The 13485-nt window shown below is 57.9% G+C and carries 9 protein-coding genes; 4 read left to right on the forward strand and 5 right to left on the reverse strand.

The window, feature by feature from the left end; translation table 11 throughout:
* Nucleotides 1-197 precede the first annotated feature (197 nt).
* Nucleotides 198-758: a TetR/AcrR family transcriptional regulator gene (locus tag JYB85_RS05260; protein WP_228730255.1), complete on the reverse strand. Its 561-nt coding sequence runs from the start codon at nucleotides 756-758 to the stop codon at nucleotides 198-200.
* A 519-nt stretch (nucleotides 759-1277) separates the two neighbouring features.
* On the opposite strand from JYB85_RS05260, the gene JYB85_RS05265 reads away from it, so the two are divergent.
* The 3 genes from JYB85_RS05265 to JYB85_RS05275 all read left to right on the forward strand — a co-directional run bounded on the left by JYB85_RS05265 (nucleotide 1278) and on the right by JYB85_RS05275 (nucleotide 6555).
* Nucleotides 1278-2618, forward strand: coding sequence for an efflux RND transporter periplasmic adaptor subunit (locus tag JYB85_RS05265; RefSeq protein WP_207381347.1), 1341 nt, complete (start codon nucleotides 1278-1280; stop codon nucleotides 2616-2618).
* A gap of 23 nt (nucleotides 2619-2641) precedes the next feature.
* Nucleotides 2642-5803, forward strand: coding sequence for an efflux RND transporter permease subunit (locus tag JYB85_RS05270; protein WP_207381348.1), 3162 nt, complete (start codon nucleotides 2642-2644; stop codon nucleotides 5801-5803).
* Nucleotides 5804-6024: 221 nt separating this feature from the next.
* Nucleotides 6025-6555, forward strand: coding sequence for an acyloxyacyl hydrolase (locus JYB85_RS05275; RefSeq protein WP_207381349.1), 531 nt, complete (start codon nucleotides 6025-6027; stop codon nucleotides 6553-6555).
* 76 nt (nucleotides 6556-6631) lie between these two features.
* On the opposite strand, the gene JYB85_RS05280 is transcribed toward JYB85_RS05275, so the two are convergent.
* Nucleotides 6632-7639, reverse strand: coding sequence for an isocitrate dehydrogenase (locus JYB85_RS05280; protein ID WP_207381350.1), 1008 nt, complete (start codon nucleotides 7637-7639; stop codon nucleotides 6632-6634).
* 248 nt (nucleotides 7640-7887) lie between these two features.
* On the opposite strand from JYB85_RS05280, the gene JYB85_RS05285 reads away from it, so the two are divergent.
* On the forward strand, nucleotides 7888-10743 hold the full coding sequence (locus JYB85_RS05285) for a S9 family peptidase (protein WP_407695876.1): 2856 nt from the start codon (nucleotides 7888-7890) through the stop codon (nucleotides 10741-10743).
* Nucleotides 10744-10821: 78 nt separating this feature from the next.
* Here JYB85_RS05285 and JYB85_RS05290 read toward each other — a convergent pair whose 3' ends face one another.
* From JYB85_RS05290 to ppnN, 3 genes are all read right to left on the reverse strand, one after another.
* On the reverse strand, nucleotides 10822-11214 hold the full coding sequence (locus JYB85_RS05290) for a DUF3192 domain-containing protein (protein WP_207381352.1): 393 nt from the start codon (nucleotides 11212-11214) through the stop codon (nucleotides 10822-10824).
* 158 nt (nucleotides 11215-11372) lie between these two features.
* Entirely contained in the window at nucleotides 11373-12128 is a 756-nt protein-coding gene (gene xni / locus JYB85_RS05295) for a flap endonuclease Xni (RefSeq protein WP_207381353.1), read from the reverse strand.
* On the reverse strand, nucleotides 12125-13480 hold the full coding sequence (gene ppnN, locus JYB85_RS05300) for a nucleotide 5'-monophosphate nucleosidase PpnN (RefSeq protein ID WP_207381354.1): 1356 nt from the start codon (nucleotides 13478-13480) through the stop codon (nucleotides 12125-12127). Before ppnN ends, xni begins: the two co-directional genes overlap by 4 nt.
* Nucleotides 13481-13485 lie beyond the last annotated feature (5 nt).

The raw sequence follows: 13485 nt of genomic DNA on the forward strand, positions 1-13485 counted from the left end.
GACTGCTTTTCAGGGCCTGCCGGGCACGGGCAGGCAGGGCATTGTGACCACAAAGCTCGATTGGAGCAAGTGTGTCCTGTGTTCAGATAACGAAGTGATACAAAGGGATACAAAGGCTTGATAATGGCGCAATGCCAGCGGGGACTGGCAGCGGCTGTGGGCTAAAAACCAAGGCGCCATTGGCGCCTTGGAGAGGTTCAGTTTCTGGGGAAATGACTCAGGGTCAGTTCGGCCACCTGCATCAGCTCTTCGGCGGTGGCGCCGTTGGTGGCCTGGATGGCCATGCCCTGCAGTACCGTGCCTATGTAGCGGGCCAGCACACCGGCATCAGTGCCTTTTGGCAGATCGCCATCCTGCTGGGCCTGCAACAAACGCTGATGCAGTGCCTCTTCGCCTTTGCGGCGGCGGCCCATCAAGGCTTCCTTGACCGATTGGCCCGACTCGCTGCAGGCCAGGGCGCCCTGGACCATAAGGCAGCCATTGGGATGATTTTTATCCGCCAGACTGGTGGCCGACCCCATCAACATGTGGCGCACCACCTCATAGGCCGTTGGCTGCGCCAGGGCAGGGTAGAAACAGGCGTCGGGGCGGTTTTCATACAGCTCAGTGGCCTTGAGAAACAGCTGTTCCTTGTTGCCAAAGGCGCAATAGAGACTGGGTTTGCTGATCCCCATGGCTTGGGTCAAATCCGTCAGCGAGGTGCCTTCGTAGCCCTTACGCCAGAAGAGTTCCAGCGCCTTGGCGAGGGCCTGTTCCATATCGAAGGCTCGGGGTCGTCCCACACAGGGGCCGGGCCTGCTAGTGGCTTTGCTATCTGCTACCTGAGCTTCGTTCGCCTCAGCATCGCTTGCCTTGGCATCAAGTGTTTGGGCATCGACAGACATGGGCGTTCTCCTCAAATGGTGGCTTGCTACTACTTTTGGCTGTTGCGGATAGCAGGGCGCCTAGGATAAGGCCCGACGGGGACCCTGTCCAGCCTGTGGGTCCCCTGCCGCCGCAATCAATACCTGTGCGGGCTCCACTCCTTGCCCCTGAGCGACTCCTTGCTCCTGTGCATCTCAGAGCCCCGGCGCCAGTTGCTGCTGTCTCACCTTACAGTGACTCAGTGTCAGTCTGACACAGGGGTTGAAATAATAATATACCGATTGGTAAAAAATGCTTTGACTCCTGTGCCCGGATCTATATATTACCGATCGGTACAAATAATTTGTACCATTTGGTAGCAAATTTTTTCTTCACCGGTTTGGAACCGGTGCACATGCAGAGAGGGGCATGCTATGAGCCATAAACTTCAACTTCGTTTTGCCGGGGTGGCGCTGGCTGCCCTGTGGCTGCTCGCGGGATGCGGCCAGTCCCAGGCCGAGGGTGCTCAGGCACCTGCTGCGCCCTCTGTGGATGTGGCCCAGGTGCTGGAAGAGAGCATCACAGAATGGGACGAATTTACCGGACGTTTGCAGGCGCCTGAGCAGGTGCTGCTGATCCCCAGGGTGTCGGGTTATCTGCAGGGAGTGCGTTTCCGTGAAGGTGCCCTGGTCAAGCAGGGGGAGGTGCTGTTCCAGATAGAGTCAGCGCCCTTTGAGGCCGAAGTTGCCAGGCTCAAGGCCGAACTGGCCAGTGCCGAAAGTGCCGAGGTGCTGGCCCGCAATGACTATGCCCGCGCCGAGCAACTGTTTGCCAGCAAGGCGGTGTCAGCCGAATTGCTGGATGGGCGTCTGGCCCAGAAACGTCAGGCGGCAGCCAATGTGGCCTCGGTAAAAGCGGCGTTGGTGAGGGCCGAGTTGGACTTGTCCTACACCCAGGTGAAAGCGCCCATCAGCGGTCGGGTGTCCATCGCCAACGTGACCGCAGGCAACTATGTCTCCGCCGGTCAAACCGAGCTGACCCGCCTGGTGTCCACCGACAACATGTATGCCTACTTCGACGTGGATGAACAGACCTACCTCAAGTACGCCGCCCTGTCCCGTGCCCGTCAGCTGCAGGATCCCCGCGCCGGTGGCAACCCGGTATTCATGTCGTTGGTGAACGAGAGCAGCTTTGGCCACCAGGGCCAGATTGATTTTGTCGACAACAGCCTCAATGCCCAGACCGGCACCATTCGTGTCCGCGCCAGTTTCGACAACAGTGACGGTGCTTTGCTGCCGGGCCTGTTTGCCAAGGTGCGCCTGGCGGGCAGCAAGCGCTACCAGGGCATTTTGGTGGACGACAAGGCCATTGGCACTGACTTGGGCAGCAAGTATGTACTGCTGCTGGATGAGAACAACAGTCTGGTTTACCGCCAGGTGCAGCTGGGTGAGAAGGTGGCCGGGCTGCGCATTATCCGCAGTGGCCTGACTGCCGGCGATCGCATAGTGGTCAACGGCCTGCAACGGGTCAGACCGACCATGCAGGTACAGCCAAACATGGTTGAGATGGCCGCCGAAGAGATTATTGAAAACCTGCGCCGCCAACAGGCGGGGCTGTTTGCCGACAGCCCTGAGCTCGCGAAAAGTTCTGAGCTGGCTAACAGCCCTGAGCTGGCGAAAAGCCTTGAGCATGTAAACAGCCCTGAGCTGGCCGGCAGCCTTGAGCCAGCGGTTAATCGCAAAACAGCCCTGAGCCCAACAGCCTTGAACAAGTAAACCGGTCGCTGAGGAAAGAAGTTATGTTGTCACAGTTTTTTATCAGGCGACCCATATTCGCCGCAGTGCTGTCGCTGCTGTTTTTCATCACCGGGGCCATTGCCGTCTGGCAACTGCCCATCACCGAATATCCCGAGGTGGTGCCGCCGACCGTGGTGGTCACCGCCAGCTACCCCGGTGCCAATCCCAAGGTGATCGCCGAAACCGTGGCCTCGCCACTGGAGCAGGAAGTCAACGGGGTGGAGAACATGCTGTATATGTCCTCCCAGGCCACCGCCGATGGCCGTATGACCCTGACCATCACCTTCGCCATTGGCACGGATGTGGACCGGGCCCAGGCCCAGGTGCAGAGTCGGGTCGACCGGGCCAAGCCCCGTTTGCCCCAGGAAGTGCAACGCCTGGGGGTGGTGACCGAGAAATCGTCACCGGATCTGACCATGGTGGTGCACCTGACCTCACCGGACAAGCGCTATGACATGCTGTACCTGTCCAACTACGCCGCGCTCAACGTCAAGGACGAGCTGGCGAGGATCAAGGGCGTAGGGTCGGTGCAATTGTTCGGTGCCGGTGAATACAGCCTGCGTATTTGGCTCGATCCCAACAAGGTCCAGGCCCTGGGCCTGTCGGCCGGTGATGTGGTGGCCGCGGTGCGGGAGCAAAACCAGCAGGCCGCCGCCGGCAGCCTGGGGGCTCAGCCCAGCGGCAGCGCCGACTTCCAGTTGCTGATCAACGTCAAGGGCCGTCTCAGCGAGCTGAGCGAATTTGAAGACATCATTATCCGCGTCGGTCAGGATGGTGAGATAGTGCGTCTCAAAGACGTGGCCCGGGTAGAGCTGGGGGCGTCCAGCTACGCCCTGCGTTCACTGCTGGACAATCAGGACGCCGTGGCGATTCCGATTTTCCAGGCATCCGGCTCCAATGCCATTCAGATCTCTGACGATGTCCGCGCCCGTATGGCCGAACTGTCCCTGGGTTTTCCCGAGGGACTGAATTATGAAATCGTCTACGATCCGACCGTGTTTGTGCGTGATTCCATCAAGGCCGTGGTCAAAACCCTGCTGGAAGCCATCTTGCTGGTGGTGCTGGTGGTAGTGCTGTTCCTGCAGACCTGGCGCGCGTCCATCATTCCCCTGGTGGCCGTGCCCGTATCCCTGGTGGGTACCTTTGCGGTGATGCATCTGATGGGCTTTTCACTCAATGCCCTGTCGCTGTTTGGCCTGGTGCTGGCCATAGGCATTGTGGTGGACGACGCCATTGTGGTGGTGGAAAACGTCGAGCGCAACATAGCCAACGGCCTCTCGCCCATGGCCGCCACCGAGCGTGCCATGCGTGAAGTGACGGGGCCCATTGTGGCCACCACCCTGGTGTTGGCTGCGGTGTTTATTCCCACCGCCTTTATGAGTGGCCTGACGGGGCAGTTCTACAAGCAGTTTGCCCTGACCATCACCATCTCCACCTTTATCTCGGCCATCAACTCTCTGACCCTGAGTCCGGCGCTGTCGGCGCTGCTGCTCAAGGGCCATGATGCGCCCAAGGATGCCCTGACCCGCTTGATGGACAGGCTGTTCGGTACCTGGCTGTTTGCCCCCTTCAATCGCCTGTTCAACAGGGCCTCCGCCGGCTACGGTTTTGTGGTGCGCAAGGTGATTCGTTTCGGCGCCATAGTGGGCCTGCTGTATCTGGCTTTGGTGGCCGCCACCGGGGTGCTGTTTGTCAAAACCCCAACCGGCTATGTGCCGGGGCAGGACAAGCAATATCTGGTGGCCTTTGCCCAGTTGCCGGATGCGGCCTCGCTGGCCCGCACCGATGAGGTGATCAAACGCATGTCGGCCATAGCCTTGGACTATCCCGGTGTGGCCCATTCTGTAGCCTTCCCCGGTCTGTCCATCAACGGCTTCACCAACAGCACCAACGCCGGTGTGGTGTTTGTGGCCCTGGATGATTTCGACAAGCGCCAGGGACCGGAGCAATCGGCCGGTGCTATCGCCATGGCGCTGAACCAGCAGTTCGCCGCCATTCAGGATGCCTATATCGCCATCTTCCCGCCCCCACCCGTGCAGGGACTCGGCACCATAGGCGGTTTCAGGCTGCAAATTCAGGACAGGGCCAACCTGGGCTATGAGGCCCTGTATCAGGTGGCTATGCAGGTGATGTACAAGGCCTGGTCTACCCCAGAGCTGGCCGGAGTATTCTCCAGTTATCAGGTGAACGTGCCGCAGTTGGAGCTGGAAGTGGACAGGACCAAGGCCAAACAACAGGCCGTATCGCTGGATCAGGTATTCCAGACGCTGCAGACCTATATGGGCTCGACCTATGTGAATGACTTCAACCGCTTTGGTCGTACCTATCAGGTGAACATGCAGGCCGATGAGGCCTTCCGCCAGAGTCCTGAGCAAATCCGCCAGCTGAAGTTGCCCAATGCCCATGGCGACATGGTACCGCTCGGCTCCTTTATCAAGGTGAGCCAGAGTGCGGGGCCGGACCGGGTGATGCACTACAACGGCTTTGTCACCGCCGAGATCAACGGTGGTCCGGCGCCGGGATACAGCTCAGGTGAGGCCCAGGCCGCCATTGAGAAGATCCTGGCCGAGACTCTGCCACCCGGCATGACCTATGAGTGGACCGAGCTGACCTACCAGCAGATCCTGGCCGGTAACGCGGGCCTGCTGATCTACCCCCTGGTGATCCTGCTGGTGTTCATGGTGCTCGCGGCCCAGTACGAAAGCCTGAGTCTGCCGCTGGCAATCATACTCATCATACCTATGACCTTGCTGTCGGCGCTGAGTGGGGTGCTGTTGTGGGGCAGTGACAACAACATTTTCACCCAGATAGGCCTGATAGTGCTGGTGGGGCTGGCAACCAAGAATGCCATCCTGATAGTGGAGTTCGCCAAGGAGAAACAGGATCACGGCATGGCGCCCATGGAGGCCATTCTTGAGGCGGCGCGGCTGCGACTCAGACCGATACTGATGACCTCCATTGCCTTCATCATGGGGGTGGTGCCCATGGTGTACTCCAGCGGTGCCGGCGCCGAGATGCGCAAGGCCATGGGCGTGGCTGTGTTCGCCGGCATGATAGGTGTGACCCTGTTTGGTCTGCTGCTGACGCCACTGTTCTACTATGGCCTTAATCGCCGCAAGGCGAAACAGGCCGCCCTGGCCGCGGTGGAGGCCGAGGCCGCGTAACCCATTGCGGGGCCGCCATTAATGCCGTTGGCGGCGGCCCCGAACCCTTTCCCGATGCAACCCACTGGCAGTGTTTGGCCTGGCCTTCACTGCCTTTTTTATTTAGCAGCCTGAAGCGGGCGAGGGACTTTTTCACAAGCCCAAGGGGCAAGCTATAGTTAGTTGGACGGGTCTGGATTGTCGGGAGACAGCAGGACCGGTTAATGGTTGTGGAGGTGTGTATGCACTACGGAAGCTGTCATTCTCCTTCCTTTTTTGCGGTTCAGTTCTGGCTTGGCCTTGCCCTGACGCTGGGTTCCATGGCTGCCCTGGCCGAGGCCCGCCAGGACACTCCCGCCATGTTGCGCCTGAGTGTGGGCCAGACGGGAATGGACACCGCCGAGGGTAGGGAGCCCTGGCACATAGGCCTGGATTATCGCTGGCAGCCCATGGGCAGCTGGGAGCTGGTGCCGTCGATTGGGGTGTTGTGGATCAACGGTGGAGCCCATTATGTTTATGTCGAGCTTAAACGTGACTTCCTGTTTGATAACGGTTGGGTGCTGACCCCGAGCTTTGCCGCTGGCGCTTTCGAAGAGAGTGAGGAGATACAGCTGGGCAATGAGCTGGAATTTCGCTCGGGCCTGGAACTGGGCTATCGCTTCGACAACCACTACCGTCTGGGGCTGGGGGTATTCCACACCTCCAACGGCGGGATCAGCGACAAAAATCCCGGTACCGAATCCGTGCTCCTGTCTTTGAGTATGCCCATGTAAGGCGGTTTCCGGGAACAGTGCCAATAAAAAAGGGATGAGCCTGGCTCATCCCTTTTGTGTTCCCAAAGTGCACAGATCAGAGTCTGTCCAGCACCGCCTGGGTGAAGTCGGTGGTGCCATGGGTGCCACCGAGATCGCGGGTGGTGCGGTCACCTTCGGCAATTACGGCAGAAACCGCGTTGCGGATGGCGGCGGCCTTGTCAGCCATGCCCAGGTATTCCAGCATCTGGATGGAGGCCAGGATCACAGAGGTGGGGTTGGCCAGGTTTTTACCGGCGATGTCCGGGGCGCTGCCGTGTACCGCTTCGAAAATTGCGGCATCGCGGCCGATGTTGGCACCGGGTGCCATACCCAGACCACCCACCAGACCGGCACACAGATCCGACAGTATGTCACCGAACAGGTTGGTGGTGACCATCACGTCGAAGTTTTCCGGATTCATCACCAGCTTCATACAGGTGGCATCCACGATCATTTCTTCGGTGATGATGTCGGGATAACGCTGGCTCACTTCACGGGCCACCTTCAGGAACAGGCCTGAAGTGGATTTCATGATGTTGGCCTTGTGTACTATGGTCACCTTCTTGCGGCCTTCTTTACGGGCCAGCTCGTAGGCGAAAGTGGTGATCTGCTCGGCGCCCTGACGGGTGATGACGCTGGTGGCTTCGGCTGTGCTGCCATCCTCGGACACCTTCTGGCCGTAACCAGAGTACATGCCCTCAGTGTTCTCACGCACTGTGATGATGTCGATATTGTCGTATCTTGCCTGGGTGCCTTTAAAAGACAGTACAGGGCGCACGTTGGCGTAGAGGCCAAACTTCTTGCGCAGCGTCACGTTGATGGAGGTAAAACCTTCACCCACCGGCGTGGTCAGGGGTCCTTTAAGTGTGATACGGTTCTTTTCAATAAGATCCAAAGTACGCTGTGGCAGCAGTTCACCGTGCTTTTCCAGTGCCGTCAGGCCCGCATCGGCAAATTCGTATTCGAAATCGCAGCCTGCCTTGTCGAGGATCTTGAGGGCAGAATCTATGATGCTGGGACCGATCCCATCGCCAGGGATCACGGTAATCGTTCTTTTTGACATGGAGAATCCTTCCACGGTTGGTGGTTACTGCTATTGACCTGCCTTGGAAACCAAGGTAGGACAGGATATTTCGCGAAATTTATCTGTAGTATTTTAACCACTTTAAATCACTTTTTACAGGGAAAGGTGAGCAAACACTCGGTTTTTTATCTTGGCTAAAATGCGTAAAATCAGGCTAAGAGCTTGATTTAAGGCCAAAGGCTTAAAAAGTCGACTTTAGTCTAATAACAACGAAAAAGAGGATGATTTTGAAGACACTTCCCCTAGTTCGGGCCCTGGCCCTGTGTTTGGGTACAGGTTTTTGGGGCCAGTCGCTGGCGACGCCCCAGACACTGTCCCTGCAGGACATTATGGCCTTTGAAACCGCCAAAACACCCGTGCTGGCCGACAATGGCCACAGTTTTGCGGTAGAGCTGGAGCCGGATCGCGGTGACAGCCGTACCCTGGTGCAAACTCTGGATAAAAACGCCAGTTACAGCATAGCAGGTGCCTCGGCCCCCATCCTCAGTGCCGATGGTCGCTTTGCCGCCATGAAGCTGGCGCCGTCGCTGCTGGCCATGGAAAGCAGTGACGCCAAGGCCAAAAAAGCCCTCAAGGCCGGTATGGTGTTATTGGACCTGACCACGGGGGCCGAGCAGCGTTTTGAACGGGTAAAGAGTTTTGCCTTCTCCGAGCAGGGCGATCTGCTGGCCATCTGGTTTGAGGCCGCGGAAGAGAAAAAGGTTGAGGATAAAAAGGTTGAGGAGCCCAAACAGGAGCCGCAATCCCCGGCCGAGCCGGAAAAGAGCAAGGCAGCCAATTCCAACAAGGCATCAAAGCCCAATAAGGCCGATGCCGGCTCCAACCTGACCCTGATAGCGCTCGGCAGTGGTAAGCAACTCAGTTTCTCTGATGTCACGGGTTACAGCTTTGCCCGGGAGACAATGGCGGTGGCCCTGGTCCGTAACCAGAGTGGCGATACGCCGCTGCACCAGCTGTTATTGCTGAGCGGCGACACGCTTTCGTCCAGCACCCTGCTGGACTCAAAGGATCAGCATCTGGGGGCGCTGGCCCTGAGTCCCGACGGCAAGGCAGTTGCCCTGACCATGGGGGATGCCGCCGTCGATACCGACGAGCGGGAGTACCAGTTGCTGCTTATCGATGACAGCGGCAAACGCAAGCAGGCCGCCAAGGCCAAAGACTGGACCCTGAACCGCTACGGCTCGGTGCAATTTTCACGGGATGGCAAACGCCTTTTTGTCGGCCGGGTGCCGCAAGTCAGCAAGCCCATCAGTCGCAAACAATTCAAGACAGAGGCAGATCTGCGCGACGAGGCCATTTTGGTGGACAATCGTGGCCTCAAGGTGTGGCACGGCAGAGATCCCTTGATAAAGCCAAACGAAATCAAGGAGTACAGTAAGGAAATTGAGCGCACCTATCTGGCGGTGTGGCATCTGGGCAATGACGCCGGCAATAAACTGGTGCAGCTGGCCGACAGCCAGGTGCCGGATGTGACAGTGACCGAGCAGCGCCGTTTCCTGCTGGGTTCAAGCAACAAACCCTATCAGCTGATGAGTACCTGGGCCGGGGCCTTTCGTGACTATTATCTGGTGGACGTCAACACAGGGCGCAAGCAGCTGCTGGTGGCGCAACTGGACAGCGACAGCGAGCCCACCCTGTCCGGCGATGGCCGCTTCCTGGCCTATTTCCAGCAGGGCCAGGTATACCTCTATGATATTGCTGCCGGGCGTCGCTTCAATTTAAGCGGCAAGCTCAAGGTCAGCTTCGCCGATGAAGATCACGACTATCCCTCCAGTGCCCCCGGTTATGGTTTTGGCCCCTGGTTGGAGGACAGTGCCGGGATCCTGGTGTATGACAAGTACGATATCTGGCAGTTCGACAGCCGCAGCCACGAGGGCTTTATGCTGACCGCCGGCGAAGGTCGCAGGCAGCAGCTGCAACTGCGGGTGGCGGGCTTGGTGGAAGATGCTCTGCAACCTTCGACCATTAAGCCGGGAGAGACCCTGTTGCTACACGGTTACAGCTGGGCCTCCAAGGCAGACAGCTTCTGGCAGGCCAGTGTCGGCAGCGCCGGTATCAAGCCGCTGTTGCAAGAAGAGCAGAAACTGACTGTGCTGGCCCGTGCCAAGCACAGTGAACAGATCCTGTTCAGCAAGGAGCGCTACGATCGCTATCCGGATATCCATAGCGCCAAGCTGACGCAAGTGGCTCAAGCGGTGCAGCAAACGGATCTCGATGCCCAGCGGCGTCAATTTGGTTGGGGCCAATCCGAACTGGTGCATTGGACCAATACCGATGGCAAGCCTCTGGATGGTGTACTCATCAAGCCTGTGGGTTATCAGGAGGGCAAGCGCTATCCCGTGCTGGTGTATTTCTACCGCTTTATGAGCGATCGCCTGCATGCCTTCCCGCAAATGAAGGTGAATCACAGGCCCAACTTCGCCTGGTACGCCGCCAACGGCTACGCCATCTTCCTGCCGGATATCCGCTTTGAGATAGGTTACCCGGGCAACAGTTCGGTGCAGGCCCTGACCTCCGGGGTGCAAAAGCTGATTGAAATGGGCATTGCCGATCCCAAGGCCGTGGGCCTGCAGGGACACTCTTGGGGCGGCTATCAAACGGCCTTTGCCGTGACCCAGACCCATTTGTTTGCTGCCGCCGTCACCGGCGCCCCTGTGTCCAACATGACCAGTGCCTACAGCGGTATCCGCCTCGGCACAGGTTTGGCGCGCCAGTTCCAGTATGAAACCGGTCAGAGCCGCATAGGCGAGAGCCTGATGAGTGCGCCGCAGAAATACATTGAAAACTCACCGGTATTCTATGTGGATCGTATTAAAACGCCGCTGATGATCATGTTCGGTGACAGGGATGATGCCGTGCCCTGGGACCAGGGTGTTGAGCTGTACCTGGCCATGCGCCGGGCGGGCAAAGAGGTGGTGTTTTTGCAATATGAGGATGAACCACACCATCTGAAAAAGTACCCCAACAAGCTCGATTACAGCCTGAAAATGATGGCTTTCTTCGATCACTTCCTCAAAGGGGCACCCGCCCCCGAGTGGCTGGAGAAAGGGGAGCCCTACCGGGAGTACAAGGACGCCGAATAATGCAAAAAGCCACCTCAGGGTGGCTTTTTTGTGGCTTGCATTTGGCGGTTTTACATTGCCCTGAACACTGGACTCTTATCACAACACCTTGGCAATGGGGGCAGCCTGGAACAGCTGGTAGCTGTCATCACCCCAGGCGATCAGCTTATTGTCCTTGAACAGCAGCGGGGTGCACTCATCCTTGGTGGTCTCGCCGTCGGATTTGGCATGGTGGGTGCGGTAAAAAAGCACCTGCAGCTGGGCGCCTTCGGCATTCTTGGCTTCGGAAAAGTTGGCCTTGCCCATGATCTGACGCACTTCGTCTATGTTCAGGCCCAGATTCAGCTCGGTCAACTGCCGCTGGTTATAGGCCTGTCTGTCTTCCCAATCCATTTCATCGGGGGTGGGCTTGTAGCCCAGGGCGGCCACGCCGACAAAGACCAGGTAGGCCGCGAAAACGCCGCCTATGACAACGGGGGCAGAGGGTTTCATCTGTGGTGCATTCCTTGTGACTTAACAGGATCCGTGGAAGCGCAGCCAGTGGATCCTTCGCCGCGCTCCAATGTTGGCGCTAAAGATAACCGAGCAGGGGATAATGGTAAATACAATGTCGCATTTGTTAACAATTTTGACTGATTTTCTGCTGTTCATTATCCAAGACGCAACTGCGCCAGCGACAGGTTGAGCGGCATATCCGTCTGCAGTTTGGCCAGCTTGTAACTGAGGCGGGCCATGTCCCGACCTTCCTCAAGCTTTTTGGCTTGCTTGGCACCCAGGGTATTGAGCGATTGATACAGGTTGGCCAGACTGCGGTAGGTTTTGAGTAATTCTGCCGCTGACTTGGGGCCTATGCCGCTGATCCCGGGGATCTTATTGCCGCTGTCACCGGCCAGGGCGATAAAATCAAGCAATTGACTGCGCTGTACCCCCAGCTTCTGCTCCAGGGCGGCCATGTCGAGAAATTGCTGGGCAAAGTGATCCCACTGGCGGATGTTGGCATGGGTCAGTTGTGCCAATCCCTTGTCGGTGGACACTATGATGGCCTCGCCGCCGCGACCGACCAGTTTGGTAGCCAGGGTGGCAATCACATCATCGGCTTCACTGTCGGCATTGACCGACACCAGGCCCTGGGCCAGCAGCGCTTGCTTGATGGCCGGTAAGCCCTTCGCCAGGGCCTCCGGCATGGGTTTGCGACCCTTTTTATAGTCGGGATACAGGCGTTTGCGCCAGGACTCCTGATCGCCGTCCCAGACCAGGGCGCAGTGACTTGGTGCGTGAAAGGCAATCAATTTGCGACAGGCCCCGAGCAGTCGATTCTCCAGGGCTGCCATATCGGCCTCATCCGGTTGCGCCGCGTGAATGCGGCGGGTGAGATTGAGGCCATCGATTATCAGCAGTTTGTTCATTTAATAATGCGGTAGCAGGGGTGATATTCTGTGCCAGGCAGCTTCATGCGCTGCTGTTTGATAAAGGCCGCCAGCAGTTGATCCATCAGGTCCATCAGCTTGCGGTCGCCCTTAAGCTCAAAGGGGCCATGGCGTTTGATGAGTTTCATGGTTTCACCCTTGACGTTGCCGGCCACTATACCGGAAAACGCGCGCCGCAGCTGAGCCGCCAGATCCGCCTTGTTGCTCTGGAAGAACAGGTGCAGATTGGCCATGGCGTCGTGATCCGGATAGAAGGGCAGCTGGAATTCGGGTTCAATTTTCAGTGACCATTGGTAGGGGTAGGCATCGCCATTGGCCTTGCGGAAGGCTTTAACCTCTTCCATGCCCTGTTTCATTATCCTCGCCACCTGAACCGGGTCGTCTACCACTATGCGATACTTGCTCTGGGCCTCATCGCCCAGGGTAGCGCCGATAAATTCGTCAATCTTGGTGAAGTACTCGGCACTTTCCTTGGGGCCTGTCAGCACCAGGGGGAAGGGGATCTGCTCGTTGGCCCTATTGAGCAGAATGCCAAGCAGGTACAGCAGTTCTTCGGCGGTGCCGGCGCCACCGGGGAAGATCACTATGCCATGGCCCAGGCGCACGAAGGCTTCGAGACGCTTTTCTATGTCGGGCAGTATCACCAGCTCGTTGACTATCTGGTTCGGTGGCTCTGCGGCTATGATGCTGGGTTCGGTCAGGCCTATGTAGCGGGCACTGCTGACCCGCTGTTTGGCGTGGCCGATGGCGGCGCCCTTCATGGGGCCCTCCATGGCACCTGGGCCACAGCCGGTACAGATATCCAAGCCCCTGAGCCCCAGCTGATAACCCACCTCGCGGGTGTACTGATACTCAATGGGATTGATGCTGTGACCGCCCCAGCAGACCACCACATTGGGATCGTTCTTGGTGGGCAGGGCCCTGGCGTTGCGCAGTATGTCAAACACCACGTTGGTGATGTGGCTGGCGTTGGTCAGGTTGATATGCTTGAGATTGTCGTACTTGTCGCTGATATAGAGAATGTCCCGCAGCACGGCAAACAGGTGCTCCTGAATACCGGCGATGATCTGGCCGTCGACGAAAGCCTGCTCCGGAGGATTAATCAGTTCGAGCTTGATGCCGCGTTCGCGCTGCAGGATATTGATTTCAAAGTCTTTGTATTGGTCAAACAGCTCAGCCGAGCTGTCGCTCTCCAAACCTGAGGCCAGCACGGCCAGGGAACAATTGCGGTAGAGTTGGTAGAGTTCGCTTTTAGCACTTTGTTTGAGACGATCCACTTCCAGTTGTGAAAGCTGATCCATGCTGCCCCTTGGGCTTACTTTTACAATCATGACAA

This window comes from Shewanella sedimentimangrovi, assembly GCF_017354965.1.
GTDB lineage: Bacteria > Pseudomonadota > Gammaproteobacteria > Enterobacterales > Shewanellaceae > Shewanella > Shewanella cyperi.

Bases quoted from the DNA above. Each gene is read 5' to 3' on its own strand.
- JYB85_RS05260 (WP_228730255.1), bottom strand. From the start codon at position 758: ATGGAACAGGCCCTCGCCAAGGCGCTGGAACTCTTCTGGCGTAAGGGC.
- xni (WP_207381353.1), bottom strand. From the start codon at position 12,128: ATGAACAAACTGCTGATAATCGATGGCCTCAATCTCACCCGCCGCATT.
- JYB85_RS05290 (WP_207381352.1), bottom strand. From the start codon at position 11,214: ATGAAACCCTCTGCCCCCGTTGTCATAGGCGGCGTTTTCGCGGCCTAC.
- ppnN (WP_207381354.1), bottom strand. From the start codon at position 13,480: ATGATTGTAAAAGTAAGCCCAAGGGGCAGCATGGATCAGCTTTCACAA.
- JYB85_RS05270 (WP_207381348.1), top strand. From the start codon at position 2,642: ATGTTGTCACAGTTTTTTATCAGGCGACCCATATTCGCCGCAGTGCTG.
- JYB85_RS05280 (WP_207381350.1), bottom strand. From the start codon at position 7,639: ATGTCAAAAAGAACGATTACCGTGATCCCTGGCGATGGGATCGGTCCC.
- JYB85_RS05275 (WP_207381349.1), top strand. From the start codon at position 6,025: ATGCACTACGGAAGCTGTCATTCTCCTTCCTTTTTTGCGGTTCAGTTC.
- JYB85_RS05265 (WP_207381347.1), top strand. From the start codon at position 1,278: ATGAGCCATAAACTTCAACTTCGTTTTGCCGGGGTGGCGCTGGCTGCC.